We start from the raw sequence: 24,912 nt of genomic DNA, 5'->3' as shown, positions 1-24,912 counted from the left end.
GGCGGTATCAGCCGCGGCGGCGGGCGCTTCGGCCTCGGTGTCGCCGGCAGGCACTTCGGTGTCGGCGGCGACCGTCGCAGCGACCTCCGTGGCAGCGGGAGTCGACGCTTCGGTGGCCGCGCGGGACGCCTCGCGCGGGACGACGTCGTAGGCCGCGTCGTCGTATGCCTCGTATTGGGGGGAGCCCTGGCCGGGCGGGGCGACGACGTCGGAGTGCGCGCCGCAGCCGTATTCGGTGTGCACGACGCGGCCGTCCGCGCCCATCGCGTTGCCGCAGACGCCGAAGGCGGCGCGCAGGGAACCGGCGAGGGGGAGGTAGAAGCCGCAGCGCCCACAGGTGGAGGGCGCGGCTTTGGCCATGTCGGTGTCGGGGCCGAATTCGCCGTACCAGCGTTCGGCGGCCTCCTCGCGCCCTTCCAGCGACAGCACCTTTGTGCGGCCGAGGCCGATCTCCTGGGCGACCTCGTCCACGACCGGATCGCCGGTGGCGACGTAGCCGGGAACGAGGCGGGGATCGTCGGGCGGGGTGGCGAGCAGGTCGCCGGGGGCGAGGTCGCCGGGGCGCACGCGCTGATCCCACGGCACGAAATCGGGGGCGACGAGGGCGTCGGGGCCGGGCAGCAGCGCGGATTCGCTGACGGTGGCGTAGGCGGCGGCGGGCGCGGCGGCGACCACGACGGCCCACTGCCAGCCGCGGTATCCGCGCAGGGTGGCCTCGAAACGGTGGGTGGCGGCGCTGTCGTCCTCGGCCGTCACCCCGAGGTGCGCGCCGACTCCCGTCGGCTCCAACTCGACGAGCGCACGGCGGGCCACGTCCACGGCATCGGCCAGAATCGGCCTGATACCGGGCTCGGAAACAGATACAGCGCTCACGGCCTACATTTTGCCGTATGGAACGCACTCGGCGTCGGTCGGCCGTCACACTGCTGGTCTGCGCGCTGGCCGCGGCGGGCTGCGGCGGGTCCGACGATCAGGCGGCGCGACTGCGGGTCGAGGTGCTCGACTCCACCCCGCACGACCCGCGCGCCTTCACCCAGGGCCTGGAGATCGACGGTGACGTGCGCTACGAGAGCACGGGCCGCGCGGGGGCTTCGTGGGTGGCCCGTTTCGATCGTCGAACCGGCGCGGAACTCGCGCGTGTCAACCTGCCGGGTCCGTTGTTCGGCGAGGGGATCACCGTGGCGGGGTCGACGCTGTGGCAGATCACCTGGAAGGACGGCGTCGCCATCGCGCGCGACCCGGTGACGTTGGCCGAGCGCGCCCGGGTGCCCTACGAGGGCGAGGGCTGGGGGTTGTGCACCCGCGAGGACCGGGTGGTGATGAGCGACGGCACCGACACGCTGACCTTCCGCGATCCGGTGACCTTCGCCGAGACGGGCACCGTGACGTTGCGCGATCGGCGCGGCGCGCACCTGAACGAACTGGACTGCGCGCCGGACGGATCGGTCTGGGCCAACGACTATCCGACCGACCGGATCCTGCGCGTCGACCCCGATTCCGGCGAGGTGCTGGGGGTGGTCGATGCCACCGGATTGCTGCCCGCCACGGCGAAGGCGGGGGCCGATGTCCTCAACGGCATCGCGCACGTGCCCGGCACCGACCGTTTCCTGATCACGGGCAAATACTGGCCGACGATGTTCGAGGTGCGCTTCGTGGCCGAGTGAGTCCGGGGCGTCGAACCCGTTGCCGCGCAACCGCGCCCCCGATACGGCGTGGTCATCCCGGAAATCCGGGACCGGACTTTCCAGACACCGACCGCGACGGCGTGGAGACCGCGCGCCGCCGATGGGTCAGAATTGTCTGTGTGAACACTCCCCGCGACCCTTCCGGCACCGCCCGTGGTCCGTGGGACGGCGAGGAGCCCCCGATCGCACGCCATCCGGGGTTCGACCGGTACCCGCCGCCCGCGGCGGGGTCGCGGCGCAAACCACTCCCCCCGTTGGCCCCGGAGCACGGGCGGTCCGACCCGCGCCGCCCGCCGCGCCAGGTGTTTCCCGGCAAGCCGCAACCGCCCGCGCGCGGCCGCCCCGATCGCACCGCGCCGCTGCCCGAACACGACCGCACCCCCGAACACGACCGCGCGCCCGGACCGCCGACGCGTCCCGATCCCGAACCGTCCGGTCGCCGGATGCCGCGCAAACTGACCGTCACCCGGGTGGCCGCGATGCGCGGGCGCGAACTCACCGAGAAGGGTTTCGCGAGCTTCCAGCGCGCCGCCAAGGCCGACGGCGCCGACAAGTCCGGCCTGACCGCGCTCACCTACGCGACGATGGCGAATTTCGCCCTGGACGCCGCGGTGGCCGTGTCGCTGGCCAACACACTGTTCTTCGCCAGCGCGACCGCCGAGAGCAAGGCGAAGGTCGCGCTGTACCTGTTGATCACGATCGCGCCGTTCGCGGTGATCGCCCCCGTCATCGGTCCGCTGCTGGATCGCCTGCAACGCGGTCGGAGGCTGGCGTTGGCCACCTCCTACGCGGTGCGCGCGGTGGTGGCGGTGGTGCTGATCTTCCAGATCGATTCGTGGGCGCTGTATCCGTTGGCGCTGTGCATGATGATCGGCAGCAAATCCTTCGCCGTGCTCAAGAGCGCGGTGACGCCGCGCGTGCTGCCACCGGAGATAGATCTGGTGCGGACCAATTCGCGATTGACGGTGTTCGGCCTGGTCGGCGGCACGATCGGCGCGGGCGCGCTGGCGGCGCTGGCCGCGGCGCTGGCCGGTTCGACGGGCGCGCTGGTGCTGGCGGCGGTGATCGCGGTCGCGGGCGCGTACCTGAGTCTGCGGATTCCGCGCTGGGTGGAGGTCACCGAGGGCGAGGTGCCCACCACGCTGAGCTACCACGGCGACGACGCCGTCACCGACGTGCTGGGCAAGGATTCGGCGGTGCCGCCGCGCAAGCGCAGGCAGCCACTGGGCCGCGCGGTGGTGACCGGCCTGTGGGGCAACAGCGCCATCCGGGTGCTGACCGGATTCCTCACCTTCTACGTGGCCTTCGTGGCCAAGGCGACCGGCGAGGGCGGCTGGGAGCAGGCGGCGATGCTCGGCGCGGTCGGCGTGGCGGCGGCGGTCGGCAATTTCGCGGGCAACGCGACGGGCGCGCGGATCGAATTGGGCCGTCCGCAGTTGATCGTGCTCGGCTGTACCTCGGCCTGCACGCTGGTCGCGCTGTTCGCGGTGTTCACCGACAACCTGCTGGGTGCGGCGGTCGCGGCGCTGGTGGCCTCGGCGGCCTCGGCGCTGGCGAAGGTGTCGCTGGACGCCTCGATCCAGGACGACCTGCCGCCGGAGTCCATCGCCTCCGGATTCGGCCGCTCGGAGACGGTGCTCCAACTGAGCTGGGTCGTCGGCGGCGCGGCGGGCGTGCTGCTGCCCACCGAGTTCTGGAAGGGCTTCGCGGTCGTCACCGGCGTCCTGGCGCTGGGGCTGATCCAGACCTTCGTCAGCTATCGCGGCCATTCCCTGCTGCCCGGTCTGGGCGGTCATCGACCGCTGCACGCCGAGCAGGAGGTCCCGACCGTGCCCACCGATACCCCGCCGCGGGCCCGCCGCCCCGATCCGGCACCGTTCGAACGAGGGACAGGAGATCCCGTCTGTGAATGAGGCAACGATGACGATCCGCGCGGTGCGCGCGGCCGTGACCCGCGAGGGCCGGTCGTGAGGAAACCCGGGTTCCGGACGATCCTGGCCCTGGTGGCCGCGGGTCTGCTGCTGGTGACGGCGGCGGTGGCGGGCGTCGTGGCCGTGGCGGTGCGCGACGCGCCCGAGCGGTCGCCGCAGCTGACCGCGTACGCGCACGGCCGCACCGTCGACGTCGCCCCGTTCGCCTATTGCTCGGTGACCATGCGCGACTGCGAGGTGCTGCCGGAGCGTCCCGCCGACGCCGAGGGCACCGTCTTCGCCGGGCTGCCGTGCCGGGAGGGGGAGGGCGGCTGCCAGCAGGGTCGCACGGTGGACTTGGAGGTGCCGCCGGGTTATCCGCTGCAACTGTCGCTGCCAGCGAAGATCGCGCACGCGCCGTGGATCGCGCAGTTGGTGTACGCGACCGACACCGGTCAGCGCGTGGACCAGGTGGTCAGCCGCAACGACTACCCGGACGGGTCCTACGCGTTGACGATCGATTCGCGCCCGGAGCCGCAACTGCGGTTGATCGGCGTGGAGTTGCAGTTGCCGATCCTGGCCCGCGACGAGGCGGGCAACGAGTTCTACGTCCCGCACGCCGCCTGGTCGATCAGCACGGTGTAGCGCGGGAACGCGGCGCGCGGTCGCCCGCGCGCCGCCGGACGCTAGTGGTCGAGTTCGCGGGCGACCGCGCGCACGACCTCGGAGATGCGTTGGGTCAGTTTGCGATCCGGGTACTTGCCGCGGCGCAGATCGGGCTGGACCTTCGTCTCGAGCAGCGTGATCATGTCCTCGACGAGGCCGTGCAGTTCATCGGGCGATTTGCGCGGCTGCGTTGACTCCTTGCGGGGCGCGCGCTCGCGTTCCTGACCGCGCACCGAGGGCGGCGCCTCGAGCAGTTTCAGGCTCAGCGCCTGCGGGCCGCGGCGACCGGCCGCCATGCCGAATTCCACGCGCTGGCCGGGCTTGAGACCTTCGACACCGTCGGGCAGCGCGGACGAACGGACGTAGACGTCTTCTCCCTCGTCCTGGGAAAGGAAGCCGAAGCCCTTTTCGACGTCGTACCACTTCACCCTGCCGGTCGGCACTGCGCTCACCCGTTCGTCATCGACACCTCGGACCCCAGCGGCCCGAGTACATCCACCTGCTCGGAAACGGCCGCGGCGACGATCTCCCGATGTGCCACAGCCGTTTTCTGTCAGCTTGCGTAAAGAACGCGCCCCACAGGCTGTAGGACGCGCTTGGATCGAGTCTACCCCGGTGGCGATTGCCGAAGCACATCAGTTTTACGGTCGTGGGGTGACTGACTCCTCCGCGCCGTCGCCGCAGGGCAAGCCCCCGCGCCGCGCGAGCGACCGCTTCCTGTTCGTCGCGCTCGGACTGTTCGGCATCGGACTACTGGCGATCGTGGCGATCTTCCTGACGCCCGTGCTCAGCGACGCCGAACCGGCGCTGTGGCTGTACCCCGCGGCGATGTGCGCGCCCCTCGGATTCATCTCCGGGGTGTTCTACGCGCTGTGGTCGGGCCGTCGTTCCCGATGACAGGGCACGGATTACCCGCGCCGATCGTTACCCAATCAAAATGTGATCCTGGTCACATTATAGTCTTCCTGGGGGTCCGATTCGTCCGCTAACCGGACAGTTCGGACCGCTCCTAGCTGCGAATAAGCCTCCGCGCGCCCGCCGAGATAACACCGAGATCTGTTCCCACACGCCGGTTATCAAATAGTGATTTTTCGCGCCGGAAGTCGTACCGTCTATTCCAGCCGGGCAACCCCGGCACCACCGGCCCGCCGCACCGAACCTCACCCCGCGGGTACCGGACCCCGACTGGAAACAGGGGTGGGGGCGGGACGGACGACCTCTCAGTCCGAACCCGAGCGAGACTCTCGCAGGTGCGGACGAGAGGAAGACACCCGATATGAGTGGACGCCATCGCAAGCCGACTTCCACAGGCCGCACCGTCGCCAAGGTCGCCGTCACCGGCGCCATCATCGGCACCGCAGGTGTAGCCCTCGCCGGAAACGCCAGCGCGGCACCCGACTCCGACTGGGATCGCCTCGCGCAGTGCGAGGCGGGCGGCAACTGGGGCATCAACACCGGCAACGGTTTCCAGGGCGGCCTTCAGTTCTCGCCCAGCACCTGGAAGGCCCACGGCGGTGGCGAATACGCCGCCTCGGCGAATCAGGCCAGCCGCGAAGAGCAGATCGTCGTCGCCGAGAAGGTGCTCGCCTCGCAGGGCTGGGGCGCATGGCCCTCCTGCTCGGCCAAGCTCGGGCTGAGCAGCAGCCCGACTCCGCGCACCGCGCCCGCCGCCGAGACCCCGCGCTGGAACCCCGCGCCGGAGGTCCAGAACCAGGCCAAGCCCGCCGACTCCAGCCAGGAGATCTTCACCGCGGTCGACCGCGCCCTGGCCGTCGTCCAGCAGCAGGGTGTGCAGATCCCGCAGCAGGCCCTGGACTTCTTCAACGCCGCCAAGGCCAACGGCACCCAGCTCGACCCGCACGTCGTGAACTTCTACGAGGCGAACAAGGGTCTGCTGCCGCAGTAACCCCCCGTCCACGAACAAGGCCCCCGCATCGCTCGGATGCGGGGGCCTTGTTCGTATCTTCGCGCCTTCCGGCCCGGAGATCAGCGGTTGATGACCGTGTGCGGGTGCAGGTAGGGCAGTTGATCGGCCGGGAGCGGAAACTCGGTGTCCTCGCCGTACGGGGAGAGGTTGCCGGAGCGGGTCGAGGAGAGTTCGGTGACGGCGTGGTCACCATCGGCCAGCTTCGGCCACCCGTTGTCGACATAGGATTTCTTCGATTTGTTCGCCACGGCCCTATTGTGGCATGTCCGCGCGCGCGGGTCAGTCCCCAGCTCACCGGCTCACCCCGCCGGGAGCCGTCGCGGTGGATTAGGCTCGGATCCCGAATGGTGACACGACGACGATCTCGGGAGCACATGGGCAACGCGACCCCGACCCTGGCCGAATGGCTGAGCGCGCGCACCGACGACCAACTGGTCACCCTGTTGCAGCTGCGTCCCGACCTGGCCGTGCCACTGCCCTCCTCGATGACCGTGCTCGCCGCGCGCGCCCAGCAGCGCGCCTCGGTGCTGCGCGCCACCGAGGATCTCGACACCCTCGATTTCGCGGTGGTGGAGACGCTGGTCGCGCATTCCACCTCGCGCCCGCCGGAGAACACCGCCCCGCTGGGTCGCCGCGCGCTGTGGGCCGCGCTCAAGGGCCGCACCCCCAAGGCCGCGCTCGACGCCGCGCTGACCCGGCTCAGCGAGCGCGCGCTGATCTGGTTCGACGGCGACGCCGTGCACCTGGTGGCGGCGACGGCCGAGGCGATGCCCTGGCAACTGGGCAGCACCACCGACGTCCCCGACGCGCTGACCGAACCCGAGGTGACGGCGGCGCTGGCCGGGATCGGCGCGCCCGAACGGGCCCTGCTGGACAAACTCGCCACCACCGGGCCGCGCGGCCGCACCAAGGACGCCGCGCCCGACGCCCCCGCCGACCGACCCGTGCGCAAACTGCTCACCCTGCGGTTGCTGCACCGCGTGGACGACGAGACCGTGGAGTTGCCGATCACGGTCGGACAGGTGCTGCGCAACGAACCGGTGACCGACCCGTGGGTGCTCACCCCGCCGAAACCCGCGCCGAGCGAGCACACGGCCGCCGAGGTGAACGCGGTGGCGGCCGGTGAGGTCGGCGAATTGCTGCGGCACTGCGCGGGCGTGCTGGAGGCGCTGAGCGAGGCCCCCGCGCCCGCCCTGCGCGCGGGCGGACTCGGCGTGCGGGAACTGCGCCGGGTGGCCAAACAGATCGGTGTGGAGGAGGGCCGCGCCGGACTGCTGATCGAACTGCTGGCCGCCGCCAAACTGGTCGAGAAGGGTCAGCCCGACGCCGACGTGGACGGCACCGACGATTTCTGGGCGCCCACGCCCGCCTCGGACGCCTGGCTCGACGCCCCGCCCGCCCGGCGCTGGCTGGTTCTCGCGCGGGTGTGGCTGGAACTGGACCGGATGCCGTGGATGATCGGCCTGCGCGACGCCAACGACAAACCGCTGGCCGCGCTGTCGATCGAATTGCGCACCCCGCACGCGATCCGCGACCGCCGCGCGATCCTGGATCTGCTGGCCGAACAGCCCACGGGGACGGGCCTCGACGCCGCCGACATCGGCCGGGTACTGGCGTGGCGGCAACCGCGCAGGCGTAGGCAGTTCCGGCTCGAAGCGGTCCGCCAGACGCTGCGCGAGGCCGGTGAGGTCGGACTCGTCGGACGCGGGGCGCTGGCCTCCCCGGCACGCGCCCTGCTGCACGACGCGCCCACCAGCGCGGCCGACGCGGAGGCGGCGATGGCGGCCGCACTGCCGGAACCGGTCGATCACGTGCTGGTGCAAGCGGATCTGACGGTGATCGCGCCCGGTCCGCTGGTGCCCGAACTCCAGCAGCGCGTCGCGCTGGTCGCCGACGTGGAATCGGCCGGCGCGGCCACGGTGTACCGGGTGTCGGAGACCTCGGTGCGGCGCGCACTCGACGCCGGACTGACCGCCGCGGAACTGCACGCGCTGTTCGCGACCCATTCGCGCACCCCCGTCCCGCAGGCGCTGACCTACCTGATCGACGACGTCGCCCGCCGACACGGCCGGTTGCGCGCCGGGGTGGCGCAGTCGTTCGTGCGCAGCGACGACCCGGCACTGCTCGCGCAGATGCTGGCCGCCCCCGTCGCCGCCGACCTGGCGCTGCGCGGGATCGCGCCGACCGTGGCGATCGCGCAGGCGCCGCTCGGCGAAGTCCTCGACCGCCTGCGCGCCGCGGGATTCGCTCCGGCGGGCGAGGATTCGGCCGGCGCCGTCGTCACCCTGCGGACGCGGGGCGCGCGGATCTCGGCGCGACCGCTGGCCCGCACCCCCTACCGGCCGATGCCGCCCAACACCGATCAACTGGCATCGCTGGTCACCGAACTGCGGGCCGGGGAACGCGCCGCCGCCGCGCGCTCGGGAACCGCCGTGCGCACCGACGGCAGCAGAACCAGTACCGCCGCGACCCTGGCATTGCTGCAATTGGCGGCCAGGGTGCGGCGGTCGGTCAACATCGGGTATGTGGACGCCTCGGGCGTCGCCTCACAGCGTGTGGTCGAACCCCTGAAAGTGGGCAACGGTCAACTCGACGCGCTGGACCCGGTCACCGGGACCGTCCGACACTTCACACTGCATCGCATCGCCTCGGTGGCGTTGCTGGAATGAAACCGGGTTACGGCTTGCCGACGCAGTAGAGGGTCTTCGGGTCCGGGACGGTGATGAACTGCTCGGCGGTCTCGCCGCACAGCATCTCGTCATCCTGGCCGTCGACGCGCTGGAGCACCTTGAAGGTGGCGTCGGGCGAGGTGCAATCCACCCACTTGTACGGGGAGGTGCTGACGTCGTTGTAGCAGGAATCCTGCTGGAAGTTCGGCGCGAGGCACAGGAACGCCGTCCCGCCGCTGACCAACTCCTCGGTGTAGCTGGTGTACTCCGACGCGCATTCGGTCTTGGCGTCGAAGGTCTGGAACACCTTGTAGACGGCCTTCGGCGAGGAGCAGTCCATGGGTTCGCCCTCGGTGGCGGTCGTGGAGTTGTTCGTGATGCTGATGCAGTCGCCGACCTTGGTCTTGGCGACATCGGTCTTGGTGGCCTCGTCGACAGCCGAACAACCGGTAACCACGGCCGCGAGTGCGGCCACCGCCAGGAGCGCGGGCGCGATACGCGCCGGCATTCTCACACCTGGGAACTTCACGTGGGGAACCTCTCTCACCGAAACGTTCACGGTGGTCGTGAACGCGGTGAGGATACCTGCACGTCGCGGTGGCCGCATCTACTACACCCCGGCCGCGCGGCCGGGCCTCAGAGGGTCAGGCCGTACATCCCGAGCAGGGAGAAGCCGATGATCCTGGGCATCAGGCCGTTCAGCAGCTGGAGTCCGAAACTGTTCACTCGCAATACCTCTCATACAGCGCCCACTGACGTGGACGTTTGCCCAACTCGCACGGTGTGTCGTGTCGAGCGGACCCATCGTTACGCTTGGCAAGTATGACCCTCGCGGACGTCGCACGCGACCTCTACGGGCTCGACCCCACGGAATTCGTGGCGGCACGCACCGAACGGGCACGTGCCGCCAAGGACGCGGGTGACCGCGACCTCGCCGCCGCCGTCACCGACCTGCGCAAACCCACCGTCGCGGCCTGGACGGTGAATCTGCTGGCCCGCGCCGAACCCGATCAGGTCGACGCGCTGCTGCGCCTCGGGTCCGCGCTGCGCGAGGCCCAGCGCAAGCTCTCCGGAGATCGGTTGCGCACGCTCAGCACCCAGCGTCAACAGGCGGTCACCGCGTTAGCCCGCCGCGCCAAGGCCCTCGCCGCCGAGGCCGGACGCCCGGTGGGCGAGCAGATCCTGCGCGAGGTCGGGCAGACGCTAAACGCCGCCCTCGCCGATCCGGCGGTCGCCGAACAGGTCGCCGCGGGGACCGTGGCCACCGCCGCCACCTACGAAGGCTTCGGCCTCGAAGGTCCGTCGCTGTCGGTGGTGTCGGACTCCGGCGGCAAGCGCGACGGCACCGACGGAAAGCGGTCCGCCGGTCGAGGCGAACGGAAGTCCGGCGGCGCGCCGAGTTCACACGGCTCGCAGGGTACCGCCGAGCGTCGGGCGACCGACGCCGTGCGCGAGGGCAAGACCGACACAGCGCGCGGCGAGAATGACGCGGCCCCCGGGAGAAGGGATGACGCAGCACACGGCGGACCGGCCGACAGGGCACACGGAAGCCGGGCCAACGCCGCGCACGGGGGCGGAGCGGACACCTCCCGGCGCGCGAAAACCGAGGCGGCGCGTCGCGAGAAGGCCCACGCGGCCCGCCGCGCTCTGGACGACGCGACCGAGGCGCACGAATCCGCCTCCAGCGCGGTCGATTCCGCCCGGGAAGCGGCGTCGGAGGCGCGCGACCGAGTCGACGACACCGACGCCAGGATCGCCGAGGTCCGCGCCGACCTCGACCACCTCGAACAGCGGCGCGCCTTCGCCCGCACCGCCGAACGCGCGGCGCGCGAGGAATTGCGCACCGCCGAACGGCGTCTCGAACGCGCCGAACGCGCACTCGAGAAGGCGCGCGAACGCCTCGACGCCGACACCTGAGTGCAGCCGGTCAGTCGCGCAGCGCCCCCGGGAACAGATGGTCCTCGGGCGGAACGACTTCGGTGTCCAGCCAGACGTGCAGGAAGTCGGTGAGGTCGGTGGCGGAGCGGGTCTGGAGGAAGGTGCGCAGTTCGGGCATGGAACTGTTGCCGTAGGGGTGGGCGGCGAGGAAGTCGCGCAGGGCGGGGAAGAACACGTCGTCGCCGAGGCGGGCGCGCAGGGCGTGCAGGAACAGCGGGCCGCGGTAGTAGACGGAGGTGAATTCGTTTCCCGGCCCCGGATTCGCCAGCGGGATCGTCCAGAAGTCCGGGTCCGCGCGGTATTCGGCGATGGTGTCGCGGTATCGCGCGTCGACGTCGACGCCTTCCACGCGCTCTGGCCACAGGTAGTCGGCGGTGTAACTGGCGAAGCATTCGTTGAGGCAGATGTCGGACCACTGCCGGATCGACACCGCGTCACCCCACCACTGGTGGGCGATCTCGTGCACCACGGTCGGCAGGTCGGTCCACGGCGCGTAGATCGGCCGGGTCTGGGTCTCCAGCGAGAATTCGATGTCGGCGTCGACGTAGATGCCGCCGCCCGCGTCGAACGGGTACGGGCCGTAGAGGGCTTCGGTGAAGTCCAGGATCTCGGGCAGGCGCTGCTCGGTTTCCCAGTTGTGTCGCGCATCGGGGGCGAAGGCGCTGGTCAGCGGGGTTCCGTTGGTGCGGCGCTGCTCCAGGAACTCGAAGCGGTCGATGGCGACGGTGGTGAGGTAGCCCAGGATCGGGCGGCGCGACTCCCAGGTGACGGTGCGTCGATCGCCGGTGACGGTGTCGGCCGTGCGCACGCCGTTGGACATGACTTCCCATTCGGCGGGCACGGTGGTGTGCAGGGTGAAGGTCGCCTTGTCCAGCGGGGTGTCGTTGAGCGGATACCAGGTGGTGGCCGAATGCGGTTCGCCCGCGACGAACGCGCCACCGCCTTCGGAGATCGTCCACCCCTCCCCCGGTCGGTCCTCGGCGGGGCCCGCGGTGTCGACCACCGCCGTGAACGGCAGGCCGGGCAGCAGGGGAAGCAGCGGGGTCACGGTCAGTTCGTGGTCGCCGTTGCGCTCGAAAGCGGCGGGCAGGCCGTTGACGGCGACCATCTTCACCTCGGGGCCGTCGTAGTCGAGGTTGAAGGTGCGCAGCGCCTGGGTGGCGGTAGCCGAGATCGTGGTGTGGCCGCGCAGGTCGCGGCCGGCCGGGTCGTAGTCGATGGCGACGTCGTAGTGGCCGACGTCGTAGCCGCCGTTGCCGTCCTCTGGGTAGTAGGGGTCACCGAGACCGGGAGCGCCGACGAACGGGTCGGCGTGCGCGGGCGCCACGCCGAAGCCCACCGTCGACACCGCGAGCACCGCCGCGATCCACAACCCCGACACCTTCACGCGACCACCGGCCCCTTCCGCCACCGTCGGACGGCACGGCCCGCCGCCGCACCGCTCAGCACCGCCTCCAACCTACGCGGCGACGCGCGTCGCGAGTGGCCGCGACGCGGGGGGTTCGGGTTTCAGGCGCCCAGGTCGTCGGGGAGTTGCTGGGGATCGAGCAGCAGACGTTTGGCCGAGGTGGTGCGGACCTTGGCGGCCAGTTCGAGATTGTCGGTGAGCAGCCGCCATTCGACCTCGCTGATCGCGGCGCGGGCCCGGTCGATGACGGCGACGTCCCTGGTCCCCCAGGCGATCGGCATGGCGCTGACGGCCTGCCGGCGCTGTCCGACCTGGCGCGGGGCGCGGTCGGTGCGCACGGCGACCGAGGGCACGCGTTCGCCCGCGCGCATCCGGTGGCCCGGCAGGTCGCGCACCCGGCGGGTGACCAGCGCGTAGAGCGGTTCGGCCGTCTCGGGATCGGAGACGTCGACCAGGGCGAGCAGGACGACACCGCGCGGGTGGGTCTCGGAGACGACGGCCGGGACCAGCGCGCCGTCGGCGTAGAGCTTGTCGACGCTCGCGCGGTGCGGGGCCCACAGCGCGACCCAGCCCGCGACGATCGTGCCGAGGGCGAAGGCGACGGCCAGCAGGTAGGACCAGGGGTGGTCGAGCCAGATCAGCAGGGCCGTGCAGGCCGCGGCGGCGATCGTGACGGCGACCGCCATCAGACGTAGGCGTCGGAGGTCGGCGAAGACTTCGTTCACCGCATGGGCGTGCCTGCGGTCCACCGCGAATTCGAAGCGTCGCACATCCAATTCCTAGCACACGTTGTGGAGGGATCGCCTCCGCTTATCCGATGGCCGGTCCGAGCAGGTCGTCGGCATCGGTGATGCGGTAGGCGTAACCCTGTTCGGCGAGGAAACGCTGGCGGTGCGCGGCGTATTCGGCATCGAGTGTGTCCCGCGCGACCACCGAGTAGAAGTGGGCCTGCCCCCCGTCGTGTTTGGGCCGCAGCAGCCGACCCAGCCGCTGCGCCTCTTCCTGACGAGAACCGAACGTACCCGAAACCTGCACCGCTACCGAGGCTTCGGGCAGATCGATGGAGAAGTTCGCGACCTTGCTCACCACCAGCACGGGGATCTCCCCACGCCGGAACGCGTCGAACAGTTCCTCGCGCTCCTTGGTCTTGGTCGAGCCCTGGATCACCGGAGCGTTCAACGCCGCGCCCAACTCGTCGAGCTGATCGAGGTACGCGCCGATCACCAGCGTCGGCGCCTGGCGGTGCCGGTCCAGGATCGATTCGACCACCGCGATCTTGGTGCGCGCGGTCGAGCACAGCTTGTAGCGCTCCTCCGGTTCGGCGGTCGCGTAGGCCATCCGCTCGGCGTCGGTCAAGGTGACCCGCACCTCGACGCAGTCGGCCGGGGCGATCCAGCCCTGCGCCTCGATGTCCTTCCACGGCGCGTCGTAGCGCTTGGGGCCGATCAGCGAGAACACGTCGCCCTCGCGGCCGTCCTCGCGGACCAGCGTGGCGGTCAGTCCGAGGCGGCGGCGCGATTGCAGATCGGCGGTCATCCGGAAGACCGGCGCGGGCAGCAGATGCACCTCGTCGTAGATGACCAGACCCCAGTCGCGGCTGTCGAACAACTCCAGATGCTTGTACTCGCCCTTGGTGCGGCGGGTGATCACCTGGTAGGTGGCGATGGTGACCGGGCGGATCTCCTTGCGCTCACCGGAGTACTCGCCGATCTCCTCCTCGGTCAGCGACGTGCGCGCGAGCAGTTCGCGCCGCCACTGCCTGCCCGCGACGGTGTTGGTGACCAGGATCAACGTCGTCGCCTTGGCCTGGGCCATCGCCGCCGCGCCGACCATCGTCTTACCCGCGCCGCACGGCAGCACCACCACGCCCGAACCGCCCGCCCAGAACGAGTCGGCGGCCATCTGCTGGTAGTCGCGCAACTCCCAGTGCCCGCCCTCGTAGTCGAGGTCGATCGCGTGCGCCTCACCGTCGACGTACCCGGCCAGATCCTCGGCGGGCCAGCCGATCTTCAGCAGCATCTGCTTGATGCGGCCGCGCTCGGACGGATGCACCTGCACGGTGTCCTCATCGATGCGGGCGCCGAGCATCGGGGCGATCTTCTTGTGGCGCAGCACCTCCTCGAGCACCGCGCGGTCCAGGCTGACCAGCGTCAACCCGTGCGCGGGGTGTTTGACCAGTTGCAGGCGGCCGTAGCGGGCCATGGTGTCGACGATGTCGACCAGCAGCGGTTGGGGCACGGCGTAGCGCGAATGGGTGACCAGCGCGTCGACGACCTGTTCGGCGTCGTGACCCGCCGCGCGCGCGTTCCACAGCGCCAGCGGGGTGACCCGGTAGGTGTGCACGTGTTCGGGCGCGCGCTCGAGTTCGGCGAACGGCGCGATGGCCTGGCGCGCCACGTCGGAGGATTCGTGGTCGATCTCCAACAACAGCGTCTTGTCACTCTGCACGATCAGCGGACCGTCGGTCACAGTCTCTCCTCGTCTTCCACGGCGGCGCGTGGTTCGCCCGCGGCGCCGGTCTCGCGCCATTGTCCCCGAACCCACCGACGAACCGGTCGGCCTCCCCCGCGCCCGCTCCCCGGTTACCAGCGCGAACGGGCTCCGATTTGTTCCTGCCCGCCGCGCCCGGCCCGGCAGGCCGGCGATCCTCGACTGGACCGAGACCGGAGCGGCCGCGTCGGTGACGATGGAAGCATGATCGAGACGGCGGCGGTAGTGGGCGTGGGCGCGGCGGCACTGGGCATGGTGCTGACCCCGGGTCCGAACATGATGTACCTGGTCTCGCGCACGGTGTCGCAGGGCAGGCGGGCGGGCCTGATCTCGCTGGCGGGGGTCGCGGCCGGTTTCGCGGTGTACCTGGCGGCCGCGACGGCGGGAATCACGGCGGTCTTCGCCGTGATTCCGGGCCTGTACCTGGCGTTGAAACTGGCGGGCGCGGCCTACCTGCTGTGGCTGGCCTGGCGGGCGGTGCGTCCGGGCGGCGACCCGCTGTTCGCCGCCCGGACGCTGCCCGCGGACCCGGCGCGGCGACTGTTCGGGATGGGCCTGCTCACGAATCTGCTGAACCCGAAGATCGCGATCATGTACATGGCGCTGATCCCGCAGTTCGTCAGCCCGGCGGCCGGGTCGGTGTGGGCGCAGAGCCTCGCCCTCGGGGCGGTGCAGATCGCCGTGGCGTTGACGGTGAACGGGCTGATCGTGCTCGGCGCGGGCACGGTCGCGGAATTCCTGACCCACCGTCCACTGTGGGCGCGGGCGCAGCGATGGGTGATGGGAACCGCGCTCGGTGCGATCGCCATGCTGCTGGCCACCGACCGAGCGCGCCCGGTGCCGGCCTGAACCGGACTCAGTCGGAGGCGGAACCGGTCAGACTGTAGGTGAGCTGGGCGAACTGCCCGATCCGCTCGACCTCGGTCAGCTTCAGGCGGTCGGGCATGATCCGCCGGGGCAGCAGCGGCGCGCCCGCGCCGAGCGTTGCGGGCGCGACACTGACGATGAGCTCGTCGAGCAGTCCGGCGTCGGCGAACGCGCCCGCCAGTTCACCGCCGCCGACCACCCAGATGTCGCGCTCGGCGCCGGCCGCCGCGGCCATGTCCCGGTGCACCGGTTCCACCGCGCCGGCGACGAACCGCAGGTTCGCCCCGGGGATGGCGGGTAGGTCGCGGTGGGTGAACACCCAGGCGGGGGTGTCGCCGTACGCCTCGGCCCAGTTCGCCTCGTCCTGGTGCTCGCGCACCCATTCGTAGGTGGTCGCGCCCATGCACAGCGCGCCGACCGTGCCGAAGAAACGCTGGAAGTCGGTGTCGGTCGCGCCGTCGTTGTCCACGGCGAACAGCCAGTCCAGCGAGTTGTCCGGGTCGGCGATGAACCCGTCGAGGGTGGTGGCGGTGTAGTAGCGCGTTCTGGTCATACGGTGATCGTCGCAGCGGAACCGGACATCTTCTGTCAGGTTCCGCGCGCGGGTTCAGCGGGTGGCCTCGACTCCGGCCCGGAGCCTGCGGACGCCCTCGTCCAGCGTTTCGTCGCGCTTGCAGAAGGTGAATCGCACCAGCGTGCTCCACGCGGCCTTGTCGTCGGCGAACACGCTGACGGGGACCGCGGCCACCCCGAGGCGGCGCGGCAGTTCCCGGCAGAACTCCAGGCCATCCTCGGCCCCGAGCGCGCCCGCGTCGGCGCAGACGAAATAGCCGCCCGCACTGGCTTTCACGTCGAAGCCGGTGTCGGCCAGCGCGGAGGCCAGCCGAATCCTGCGGTCCGACAGCGTGTCCCGCAGCCGGCCCACCCAGTCGAGTTCGTTGTCCAGCGCGTAGGCCACCGCGGGTTGGAAGGGGCCGCCCGCGACGAAGGTCATGAACTGTTTGGCCGCGAGCACGCCGTCGATGAGCGGCGCGGGCGCGCAGGCCCATCCCGTCTTCCATCCCGTGACGCTGAAGGTCTTGGCGGCGCTGGAGACGACGACGGTGCGTTCGGCCATTCCCGGCAGCGTGGCGATGCTGACATGGTCGACGCCGTCGAAGACCAGGTGCTCGTAGACCTCGTCGGCGAGTACGAGAAGGTCGTTGGCGCAGGCGATCTCGGCGATGGCGGTGAGATCCGCACGGCCGAGGACGGTACCGGTGGGATTGTGCGGGGAGTTGACCACGATCATCCGGGTGGCCGGGGTGACGGCGGCGCGCAGGCTGTCGATGTCCAGGACGAATCCGTCGCCGTCGGGGACCAGGCGCGCGGTGCGCCGGTGCGCGCCCGCCAAGGCGACGGCGGCGGCGTAGGAGTCGTAGTAGGGCTCGATGAGGACGACTTCGCTGCCGGGTTCGACCAACCCGAGCAGGGCGGCGCTGATCGCCTCGGTCGCTCCGACGGTGACCAGCACCTCGGTGTCGGGGTCGTAGGCGGTGCCGTAGCGGCGGGCGCGATCCGCGGCGACGGCGCGGCGCAGCACCGGCATGCCGCGTCCGGGCGGGTACTGGTTGAGGCCCTCGGCGATGGCCTCCCTCGCGACTTCGAGCATGCGCGCCGGGCCGTCGGTGTCGGGGAAGCCCTGCCCCAGGTTGACCGCGCCGTGCCGGAGGGCGAGTTCGGTCATTTCGGCGAAGATCGTCGAGGAGAACGGGCGCAGACGGTCCACTGTCGGGTGATGCGGAGGCATACCCCGGAGAGTAGCCCAGCGGTCACCAAAGTTGCCATTAGATAGCGAAAGGCTATGTTTCACTTCGGAATCAGGGCTTCTACCTGGGCGGTTGTGCGTTCTCCCATGGACAGCTAGCCTCGCCGTGTTCTACCTCACATAGCCGTCGCCCCGGCGACGGAAATCCCGGAAGGGGCGCTCATGGCCTCGTATTTGGACCTGTTACTGCAACCGGCCGCGTCGGAGGTCGCCGGAACGGTACTAGGGTTCGTCCGCAACGCCGTCCAGGATGTCGGCGACTTCTTCACCGGCTCCTCCACCGGCGATTTCTTCACCGGTTCCAGCACCGGCAATCACGGCACGGGCTCCTCCACCGGCGACTGGTTCACCGGTTCGACCTTCCCGTAACGAGTACGCGGGCCAGGCCGGCCGATGAGGGTCCGGCCTGGCCCCGCCTCACAGCCGCACGCCCGACAGCTTCGCCGGATTCGCGTGATCGTAAGTGCCCCAGACCGATCCGTCACGTACCGTGAATCCGATCACCCGCGCGGGATACCACGCCTGCTCGAAGATCTCCGCGTCCGAATTCATCACCACCCCCAATTGCCCGTTCACCGTGGCGAACCGGTACCGGGTGGCCGCGTCCTCGGTGTCCCCGAGACCGTAGCGATGCACCAGCGCGAGCATGAACCGCGCCACCGACTCCGCCCCGCCCACGATGTTGACCGCCGTCGAGGTGGTGCCGTTGGCGTCGCCGATCAGCACCGCGTCCCGATGCAGCGCCGCGACCACCCGGAACAACTCACCGGAGGCCAGCGCCAGCAGCAGACGCCGCACCGCCGTCTCGTGCTCGGTGTCGGAGACCGGCAGCGCGACCGCCGCGAGCACCTCCCGGGCGCGCGTCACCCCCGCCCAGGCTCCCCGCACCGAGATGCCCAGGATCTCGGCGACCTCCTCGAACGGCAGCGAAAGCCCCTCGTACAGCACGTAGGACACCCGCTGCTCGGGCGTCAACGCGTCCAGGGCAACCAGTTCCGCCATCCGGCACCGCGGATCCCGGGTGATCAACGCGAACGGATCGGGGAACGGCGCGGGCGCGGTACCGGTCACCACCGGCTCCGGCAACCACTGCCCGACATAGCTTTCGCGGCGCGTCGCCGCCGTGCGTAGGTGCTCGACGCAGATGCGGCTCACCGCCACCGTCAACCAGGCGCGCAGATCCTCGACCTCGGACTGGTGCACGCCCGCCAGCCGCAGCCAGCTCTCCTGCACCGCGTCCTCGGCGTCGCCGACGCTGCCCGTCATGCGATACGCGACGGAAAGCAAGTGTGCCCGATGAGATTCGAACAATTCGGCGAGAAGCGCGGCAACCATCGAGCTGATTGTACGGTCCCGCCGATACACTCCCGTACCGTGGTGTCGCGAGGTCCGCCCGCCCGCGCGCGGACCTCGCGGCGACCCGCGCCGGACTCAGCGCTCGCGGCGCGAACGCACCGCCTCGGCCAAGCGGGTGAGCTGCTCGGCGGTGGTGTCCCAGTCCAGGCAGGCGTCGGTGATGGACCGGCCGTAGGTCAGCTCCGCGGCGTGCCCGAGCGTCAGATCCTGACGGCCCGCGACCAAGAAGCTCTCCAGCATCACCCCGACCACGGTGGTGTCGCCCTCGGCGATCCGTCCCGCGACGTCGGTGACCACGTCGACCTGGCGGTTGTGGTCCTTGTTGCTGTTGCCGTGGCTGGCGTCGATCACGACGCGCTGGCGCAGACCGGACTTCTCCAGGCGCAGGCACGCCTCGGCCACCGAGGCGGCGTCGTAGTTGGCGCCCGACGTGCCGCCGCGCAAAATGACGTGGCAGTCGGCGTTGCCCGCGGTGCGGATCAGCGCCGAACGGCCGTCGAGGTCGGTGCCGGGGAAGACGTGGCTGGCGGCCGCGGCGCGCACGCCGTCCACCGCGACCTGCACGTCGCCGTCGGTGCCGTTCTTGATGCCCACCGGCATCGACAGCGCGCTGCTGAGCTGGCGGTGCACCTGGCTGGCCGCGGTCCGCGCGCCGATCGCCCCGTAGGACACCAGGTCCGCGATGTACTGCGGAGTGATCGGATCGAGGAATTCGCAGGCCACCGGCAGCCCGAGGGCGGTGATGTCGGCGAGCAGTTTGCGCCCGAGGCCGAGTCCGGTGTTGACGTCGAACGAGCCGTCCAGGTGCGGATCGTTGATCAGGCCCTTCCAGCCCAGCGTGGTGCGCGGCTTCTCGAAGTAGACGCGCATCACCACGTGCAGGCGGTCACCGAGTTCGGCGGCCGCGGCAGCGAGGCGGCGGGCGTAGTCGAGGGCGGCTTCGGGGTCGTGGACCGAACAGGGTCCGACGATCACCATGAGGCGGTCGTCGGCTCCGTCCAGGACGTTCACGGTGGCCTTGCGTCCGGAGCGGACGGTGTCGGCCAGGCTGTCGGTGATCGGATGCTCTCGACGGACCTCGGCGGGCGAGCGTAACGGGCTCACACTGAGGGTGCGCTGGTCGTCGAGATCGGAATGCCGCGCGTCGACGTCGGCTGCGGTGGTCATGTCCGTGGGGTTCCTTTTTCTCGGGCCGACCCACGGAATCCTGTAACCCGTCGAGCCGGTCGAATCCGGCTCGGGGTGGTGGTCAGCGCAGGCGGTTGCCGCAGACCAGCCCACCCGGGGCCGGCTTGCTAAACCAGAAATACACGCGCTGCACATCGGTCACAGTACCAGTCGCGCCGGCGAGCACACCCGTCCACGTCGGCGGGACGGGTGTACTCGCCCGCGGTCACCACTGGCCGGGCTGGTAGGAACCGGCGGGCGTCCGGGCGATGACATTCATCCGGTTGTAGGCGTTGATCAGGGCGATCAGCGAGATCAACGCCGCGATCCGGTCACCGTCGTAGTGCTTGTCGACCTGCGCCCACGTGTCATCGCTCACACCGTGCGAGGCGTCGGCCAACCGGGTGCCCTCCTCGGTCAGCGCCAAGGCCGCGCGCTCGGGTTCGGTGAAGACCGTGGCCTCGCGCCAGGCCGCGACCAGGTTCAGCCTGGTCTGCGTCTCCCCCGCGTGCAGGGCGTCCTTGGAGTGCATGTCGGTGCAGAATCCGCAGCCGTTGATCTGGCTGGCGCGCAGCTTGACCAGTTCCTGGGTGGTCTTGGGCAGCGTCGAGTTGTCCACCACCAGACCGGCGTTGCCGATGCGCTTGATGAACTTCGCGCCGTTCTCGTTGCCGAAGTAGTCGAATCGCGCGTCCATGATGTGCCTTCTCTCTCGATGTCGCGAACGGTGTGGGCCGTTCGGGCTTTCACAGAGAGGACGACGTGGCGGGCGCGAGTGTGACAGACCGGCTCAGGGCGTGGGCAGCGCGAAACTCACGCCGGTGAGTTTCTCCGACAGTTCCCACAGCCCCGCGGCCACCGTCTCGTCGCGCGACTCCTTGGTCGACCCGGATTTCGCGGGGTAGCCGCGCAGGCCGCCGAACGAACCGGGACCGTAGTAGCCACCGCCCTGCGCCTCCGGCGAGGTCGCCGCGTACAACTCGGGCAGCGCGCCCATCTCGGCGCTCTGGGCGAAGATCCGGTTGCCGACGCCCATCAGCGCGTCCAGGAAGGATTCGGTGTGCGACTGCAATTCGGTGGCCGCGTAGCCGGGGTGCGCGGCGACCGACAGTTTGGTCGACCCCGCGGCGGTGAGCCTGCGCTGCAATTCGTAGGCGAACAGCAGATTGGCCAGCTTGGACTGGCCGTAGGCGCGCCAGCGCCGGTAGGGACGCCGCTCCCAGTTCAGGTCGGCGAGATCGATGCTGCCCGCGGCGTGCGCGCCGCTGGACACCGTGACCACGCGTTCGGCGATCCGGTCCAGCAGCAGGCCGGTGAGCGCGAAGGGGCCGAGGTGGTTGGTGCCGATCTGCCGCTCGAAGCCGTCGGCGGTGCGGCCCAGCGGCACGGCCATGATGCCCGCGTTGTTGATCAATACGTGCGCGCCTTCGATGCCCGCGGCGAATTCGCGCACCGAGGACAGGTCGGCGAGGTCGAGGCGGGCCACCCGGGCTCGTGCGCCGATGTCGGCGGCGACCTTCTCGCCTTTGGCTACGTCGCGACAGGCCAGCACGACCTCGGCTCCCGCTTTGCCGAGTGCGCGGGCCGCGACCGCGCCCAGTCCGCTGTTGGCGCCGGTGACGATGAAGCTCCGGCCGCTCTGATCGGGGATGTTCGTTGCGTCCCAACGGGTCATGGCCCGAGTCTAGCCGGGACCGTCGCGCCCGGGAGGCCCGCTTTTTCCAGGCGGAATAGGGTTGCCTAACCTACATTGGTATCCGTATGACCGCTTGCTCCGCGTGAGACCCCAGTGAGGCAGATCGTGACTTCATCATCCACCGCGTCCACCGGCCACCGCGACGGCTACGTCCCCTTCCCCGCCGAAGCGGCCGAGAGCTACCGCGCCGCCGGGTACTGGACCGGACGGGTCCTCGGCGACCTGCTGCGCGACACGGCCCGTCGCGCCCCCGAACGCCCGGCGGTGCTCCTCGATGAACAGACCCGGACCTACGCCGACCTCGACGCCGCGGCCGACCGGATGGCCTACGGCCTGCTGGCCCTCGGCATCGCCCCCGGCGACCGGGTCGTCGTGCAACTGCCCAACGTGCCCGAATTCGCGACCGTGCTGTTCGGCCTGCTGCGCGCGGGCATCATCCCGGTGCTGACCCTGCCCGCGCACCGCAGGGCCGAGATCGAACACCTCGCGGGGCTGTCGGAGGCCGTCGGCTACGTGATCGCCGACCGCCAGGGCGATTTCGACTACCGCGAACTCGCCGCCACCGTCCGCGCCGCGGTGCCGAGCCTGCGCCACGTACTCGTCGCCGGGGAGGCGGGCGAATTCACCGACCTGGCCGACGTGCCAAGCGACGGCGACACGCCGCTGCCGGACATCGCGCCGAGCGACATCGCGCTGATGCTGGTCTCCGGCGGCACCACCGGCCTGCCCAAACTCATCGCCCGCACCCACGACGACTACGCCTACAACGCCACAGCCAGCGCCGCGGTCTGCGAACTCACCGAGGACGACGTCTACCTCGCGACCTTGCCCGCCGCGCACAACTTCCCGCTGGCCTGCCCCGGCATCCTCGGCACCGTCGCGGTCGGCGGCGCGCTGAGCTTCGTCACCGATCCCAGCCCGGAGAGCGCCTTCGCCGCCATCGAACGCCACCGGGTGACGGTCACCGCGGTCGTTCCCCCGCTGGCCCAGTTGTGGAGCGCCGCCGTCGACTGGGAGGACGCCGACCTCGGTTCGCTGCGCCTGCTCCAGGTGGGCGGCGCGAAACTCGCCGAGGTCAACGCCCGCGACGTCGAACCCGCCCTGGGCGCGAAACTCCAGCAGGTCTTCGGCATGGCCGAAGGGTTGCTGAACTTCACCCGTCTGGACGACCCGGCCGACCTCGTGCACGTCAGCCAGGGCAGGCCGCTCTCGCCCGCCGACGAGGTCCGGGTGGTCGACGGCGACGGCGACGAGGTCGAGGCGGGCGCGGAGGGCGAACTGCTCACCAAGGGCCCCTACACGATTCGCGGCTACTACCGCGCGCCCGAGCACAACGCGCGCGCGTTCACCCCCGACGGCTACTACCGCAGCGGCGATCTGGTGCGCAGACTGCCCTCGGGACACCTGGTGGTCTCCGGGCGCATCAAGGACGTCATCAACCGGGGCGGGGAGAACGTCTCCTGCGACGAACTCGAGGAGCATCTGCTCGCCCACCCCGCGGTCCGCCACGCCGCGGCCGTCGGCCTGCCCGACGCCGTGCTGGGCGAGAAGGTCTGCGCGGTCCTGGTGGTCGACGGCGAGATGCCGACATTGGCCGAGATCAAGACCTTCCTGACCGAACGCGGACTGGCCGCCTACAAACTGCCCGACGTGCTGCGGCAGTCGGATCGGCTGCCGGTGACCGCGGTCGGCAAGATCGACAAGAAGGCGCTGCGCGCGCAGGGCTGAGCGACGCCGAAAGGGCCGGGCGGTCGCACCGCCCGACCCTTTCGTGTCGCTACGTCAGGCTTTCACCACGTAAGGGGCGACGCTGCCGAGCTTCTCGCAGGTCTCCTCGAATTCGCGTTCCGGGCGCGACTGCCCGACGATGCCCGCGCCCGCCCGCAGCCACGCGCCCTCGGCGTTCTGGTAGACCGCGCGCAGCACCAAGGTCGCCTCCAGCGCGCCGGTGGACGAGACCGTCACCACCGCACCGGAATACAGGCCGCGGCGGTCGCCGTCGAGCCGGAACACCGAGTCGACGCCTTCCCGCTTGGGGATGCCCGAGGCGGTGACCGACGGGAACAGCACCTCGAGGGCGTCCCAGCTGGACCGGTCGGCGGCGAGTTTTCCGCGCACCGTCGAGGCCAGGTGCTGCACGCTGCCGCGTTCGCGCACCGCCATGAAATCCGAGACCGCCGGGGTGCCGGGGTCGGCGACGGCGGAGATCTCGGCGAAGGAGGTCTGCACCGAGATCGCGTGTTCCACGATCTCCTTGGGGTCGCTGAGCAGGTCGGCGCGCGCGGCCATGTCGATCTCGTCGCCGAAACCGAAAGCGCGGGTGCCCGCGAGAGGTTCGGTGGTGACCACGCGCTCGTCGTCCACGGAGGCGACCAGTTCGGGGCTGAAGCCCGCCGCCTCGAGTCCACCCAGACGCAGCAGGAACGACCGTGCCGGGGTGTTGTTGGCGCGGCCGAGGCGGTAGCTGGCGGGCATGTCGACCGCGAAGGGCAGTCGCACCTTTCTGGAAAGGATGACCTTCTGATATCTGCCGGAGCGGATCTCGTCCACCGCGGTCGCCACCCGGTCCTGGTAGCCGGTGTCGTCGGCGCGGATGTCGGCCGGGTGCGCCTGCGGCAGCGGGCTGCCCTGCGAGGAGGCGATCAGCGCGCGGATCTCCTCGACCTCGGCCGGGTCGGCCCCGTGGATGTCGATGCCGGACTCGTCCACGCGGACCTCGATCCGGGGCACCATCAGATGGGCCAGCGGCGCGCGCTGGTCCAGGTGGTGGGTGGCCCCGAGCACGTAGGCGCAGAACTCGAAACCGATCCAGCCGTATGCCTTCCTGCCGTCGAGCGGCAACCGGCCCAACGCCTCGTCGAGTACCGCGGCGGGCGCGCCCTCCCACGCCGTCGCCGTGGTGGTCCCCGCCCAGGTGACCCGCAGTTCGTGCACGTCGAGTTCGACGCCGCCGATCGGATCGGCGGCGAAGACCCACTCCCCCGGGCGCTCGTACATGACGTATTCGCCGAACCGCTCGGCCGCTGCCAGCCGGGACATCGCTGCCGCCGGATCGGTCACATACTCAACGCGCAAGCGCTCGTCCGTGGTCGACAACGATCCTCCAAAGGTAAAGCTGACCTAACTCAAGAAGGTAAGGTTAGCATTACCTGCCCATTTCGGGCGTGTGCCCGGGACCACAGAAGCAGACCTCCGAGCATGTAGTTCGCGATGCGTAGTACCGGTTCACCACACCCCGCCGCCGCCACCATCGACGCCGACGAACTCGCCCCGCCGAGTTCCTGCGCGATCCGCCCCGGCGAGATTGAATAGGGGGATCGCCAGTT

24 protein-coding genes are annotated in these 24,912 nt (G+C 70.5%); 10 read left to right on the top strand and 14 right to left on the bottom strand.

The window, feature by feature from the left end:
- A partial coding sequence (locus tag ON30_RS03475; RefSeq protein WP_245553921.1) for a DUF3027 domain-containing protein occupies positions 1-843 on the bottom strand: 843 nt, incomplete at its 3' end.
- Positions 844-890: 47 nt separating this feature from the next.
- Between ON30_RS03475 and ON30_RS03470 the strand changes: the two genes are divergently transcribed.
- From ON30_RS03470 to ON30_RS03460, 3 genes are all read left to right on the top strand, one after another.
- Positions 891-1,664 (top strand): glutaminyl-peptide cyclotransferase, encoded by a 774-nt coding sequence (locus ON30_RS03470; RefSeq protein ID WP_040704106.1) that lies wholly within the window; start codon positions 891-893, stop codon positions 1,662-1,664.
- A 140-nt stretch (positions 1,665-1,804) separates the two neighbouring features.
- Positions 1,805-3,598: an MFS transporter gene (locus tag ON30_RS03465; protein ID WP_051028887.1), complete on the top strand. Its 1,794-nt coding sequence runs from the start codon at positions 1,805-1,807 to the stop codon at positions 3,596-3,598.
- A gap of 54 nt (positions 3,599-3,652) precedes the next feature.
- Positions 3,653-4,240 (top strand): DUF2771 domain-containing protein, encoded by a 588-nt coding sequence (locus tag ON30_RS03460; RefSeq protein WP_040704105.1) that lies wholly within the window; start codon positions 3,653-3,655, stop codon positions 4,238-4,240.
- A 41-nt stretch (positions 4,241-4,281) separates the two neighbouring features.
- Here ON30_RS03460 and ON30_RS03455 read toward each other — a convergent pair whose 3' ends face one another.
- Positions 4,282-4,704 (bottom strand): cold-shock protein, encoded by a 423-nt coding sequence (locus tag ON30_RS03455; protein ID WP_174387356.1) that lies wholly within the window; start codon positions 4,702-4,704, stop codon positions 4,282-4,284.
- A 211-nt stretch (positions 4,705-4,915) separates the two neighbouring features.
- Here ON30_RS03455 and ON30_RS03450 point away from each other — a divergent pair, with 211 nt between their 5' ends.
- Together ON30_RS03450 and ON30_RS03445 are read left to right on the top strand one after the other, a co-directional pair.
- Entirely contained in the window at positions 4,916-5,158 is a 243-nt protein-coding gene (locus tag ON30_RS03450; protein WP_040704101.1) for a hypothetical protein, read from the top strand.
- A 379-nt stretch (positions 5,159-5,537) separates the two neighbouring features.
- Positions 5,538-6,167 carry a transglycosylase family protein gene (locus tag ON30_RS03445; RefSeq protein WP_040704100.1) on the top strand — a complete coding sequence of 210 codons (630 nt, stop codon included), beginning with the start codon at positions 5,538-5,540 and terminating at the stop codon, positions 6,165-6,167.
- An 80-nt stretch (positions 6,168-6,247) separates the two neighbouring features.
- On the opposite strand, the gene ON30_RS03440 is transcribed toward ON30_RS03445, so the two are convergent.
- The gene (locus ON30_RS03440) at positions 6,248-6,436 is read right to left on the bottom strand and encodes a hypothetical protein (protein ID WP_040704099.1); all 189 of its coding nucleotides are present in this window, start codon (positions 6,434-6,436) and stop codon (positions 6,248-6,250) included.
- A gap of 126 nt (positions 6,437-6,562) precedes the next feature.
- Between ON30_RS03440 and ON30_RS03435 the strand changes: the two genes are divergently transcribed.
- Complete coding sequence (locus ON30_RS03435; protein ID WP_040704098.1) at positions 6,563-8,857, top strand: helicase-associated domain-containing protein; 2,295 nt, start codon at positions 6,563-6,565, stop codon at positions 8,855-8,857.
- Between the two features lie 7 nt (positions 8,858-8,864).
- Here the strand turns inward: ON30_RS03435 and ON30_RS03430 are convergent, their stop codons facing one another.
- Positions 8,865-9,365, bottom strand: a complete 501-nt coding sequence (locus ON30_RS03430; RefSeq protein WP_051028893.1) for an LppU/SCO3897 family protein — start codon at positions 9,363-9,365, stop codon at positions 8,865-8,867.
- Between the two features lie 314 nt (positions 9,366-9,679).
- On the opposite strand from ON30_RS03430, the gene ON30_RS03425 reads away from it, so the two are divergent.
- On the top strand, positions 9,680-10,774 hold the full coding sequence (locus tag ON30_RS03425; RefSeq protein WP_040704093.1) for a hypothetical protein: 1,095 nt from the start codon (positions 9,680-9,682) through the stop codon (positions 10,772-10,774).
- A gap of 10 nt (positions 10,775-10,784) precedes the next feature.
- On the opposite strand, the gene ON30_RS03420 is transcribed toward ON30_RS03425, so the two are convergent.
- From ON30_RS03420 to ON30_RS03410, 3 genes are all read right to left on the bottom strand, one after another.
- The gene (locus tag ON30_RS03420) at positions 10,785-12,182 is read right to left on the bottom strand and encodes a M1 family metallopeptidase (protein WP_040704091.1); all 1,398 of its coding nucleotides are present in this window, start codon (positions 12,180-12,182) and stop codon (positions 10,785-10,787) included.
- A gap of 122 nt (positions 12,183-12,304) precedes the next feature.
- Positions 12,305-12,973 (bottom strand): DUF3239 domain-containing protein, encoded by a 669-nt coding sequence (locus tag ON30_RS03415; RefSeq protein WP_040704089.1) that lies wholly within the window; start codon positions 12,971-12,973, stop codon positions 12,305-12,307.
- A 40-nt stretch (positions 12,974-13,013) separates the two neighbouring features.
- A complete protein-coding gene (locus tag ON30_RS03410) occupies positions 13,014-14,672 on the bottom strand; it encodes a DNA repair helicase XPB (RefSeq protein WP_040704087.1) in 1,659 nt (552 codons plus the stop codon).
- Positions 14,673-14,897: 225 nt separating this feature from the next.
- On the opposite strand from ON30_RS03410, the gene ON30_RS03405 reads away from it, so the two are divergent.
- Entirely contained in the window at positions 14,898-15,542 is a 645-nt protein-coding gene (locus ON30_RS03405; RefSeq protein WP_040704086.1) for a LysE family translocator, read from the top strand.
- Between the two features lie 7 nt (positions 15,543-15,549).
- Here the strand turns inward: ON30_RS03405 and ON30_RS03400 are convergent, their stop codons facing one another.
- The gene (locus ON30_RS03400; protein WP_040704085.1) at positions 15,550-16,113 is read right to left on the bottom strand and encodes a dihydrofolate reductase family protein; all 564 of its coding nucleotides are present in this window, start codon (positions 16,111-16,113) and stop codon (positions 15,550-15,552) included.
- Positions 16,114-16,167: 54 nt separating this feature from the next.
- Complete coding sequence (locus ON30_RS03395; protein ID WP_040704083.1) at positions 16,168-17,349, bottom strand: pyridoxal phosphate-dependent aminotransferase; 1,182 nt, start codon at positions 17,347-17,349, stop codon at positions 16,168-16,170.
- 180 nt (positions 17,350-17,529) lie between these two features.
- Here ON30_RS03395 and ON30_RS03390 point away from each other — a divergent pair, with 180 nt between their 5' ends.
- A complete protein-coding gene (locus ON30_RS03390; RefSeq protein ID WP_040704082.1) occupies positions 17,530-17,736 on the top strand; it encodes a hypothetical protein in 207 nt (68 codons plus the stop codon).
- A 48-nt stretch (positions 17,737-17,784) separates the two neighbouring features.
- Here ON30_RS03390 and sigJ read toward each other — a convergent pair whose 3' ends face one another.
- The 4 genes from sigJ to ON30_RS03370 all read right to left on the bottom strand — a co-directional run bounded on the left by sigJ (position 17,785) and on the right by ON30_RS03370 (position 21,565).
- Positions 17,785-18,702 carry an RNA polymerase sigma factor SigJ gene (gene sigJ, locus ON30_RS03385; RefSeq protein ID WP_040704080.1) on the bottom strand — a complete coding sequence of 306 codons (918 nt, stop codon included), beginning with the start codon at positions 18,700-18,702 and terminating at the stop codon, positions 17,785-17,787.
- Between the two features lie 96 nt (positions 18,703-18,798).
- Positions 18,799-19,890, bottom strand: a complete 1,092-nt coding sequence (locus tag ON30_RS03380; RefSeq protein ID WP_040704079.1) for a 3-deoxy-7-phosphoheptulonate synthase — start codon at positions 19,888-19,890, stop codon at positions 18,799-18,801.
- 226 nt (positions 19,891-20,116) lie between these two features.
- The gene (locus ON30_RS03375; protein ID WP_040704078.1) at positions 20,117-20,587 is read right to left on the bottom strand and encodes a carboxymuconolactone decarboxylase family protein; all 471 of its coding nucleotides are present in this window, start codon (positions 20,585-20,587) and stop codon (positions 20,117-20,119) included.
- Positions 20,588-20,680: 93 nt separating this feature from the next.
- Positions 20,681-21,565 (bottom strand): oxidoreductase, encoded by an 885-nt coding sequence (locus ON30_RS03370; protein WP_040704077.1) that lies wholly within the window; start codon positions 21,563-21,565, stop codon positions 20,681-20,683.
- 126 nt (positions 21,566-21,691) lie between these two features.
- Between ON30_RS03370 and ON30_RS03365 the strand changes: the two genes are divergently transcribed.
- Positions 21,692-23,314, top strand: a complete 1,623-nt coding sequence (locus ON30_RS03365) for a (2,3-dihydroxybenzoyl)adenylate synthase (protein ID WP_040704136.1) — start codon at positions 21,692-21,694, stop codon at positions 23,312-23,314.
- A 54-nt stretch (positions 23,315-23,368) separates the two neighbouring features.
- Here ON30_RS03365 and ON30_RS03360 read toward each other — a convergent pair whose 3' ends face one another.
- Entirely contained in the window at positions 23,369-24,682 is a 1,314-nt protein-coding gene (locus ON30_RS03360; RefSeq protein WP_040704076.1) for a salicylate synthase, read from the bottom strand.
- Between the last annotated feature and the right edge of the window lie 230 nt (positions 24,683-24,912).

The organism is Nocardia takedensis NBRC 100417 (assembly GCF_000308695.1).
Lineage (GTDB): Bacteria > Actinomycetota > Actinomycetes > Mycobacteriales > Mycobacteriaceae > Nocardia > Nocardia takedensis.
The sequence above is the reverse complement of the archived record's forward strand: the minus strand, read 5'-3'. Positions and strand labels throughout refer to the sequence as shown.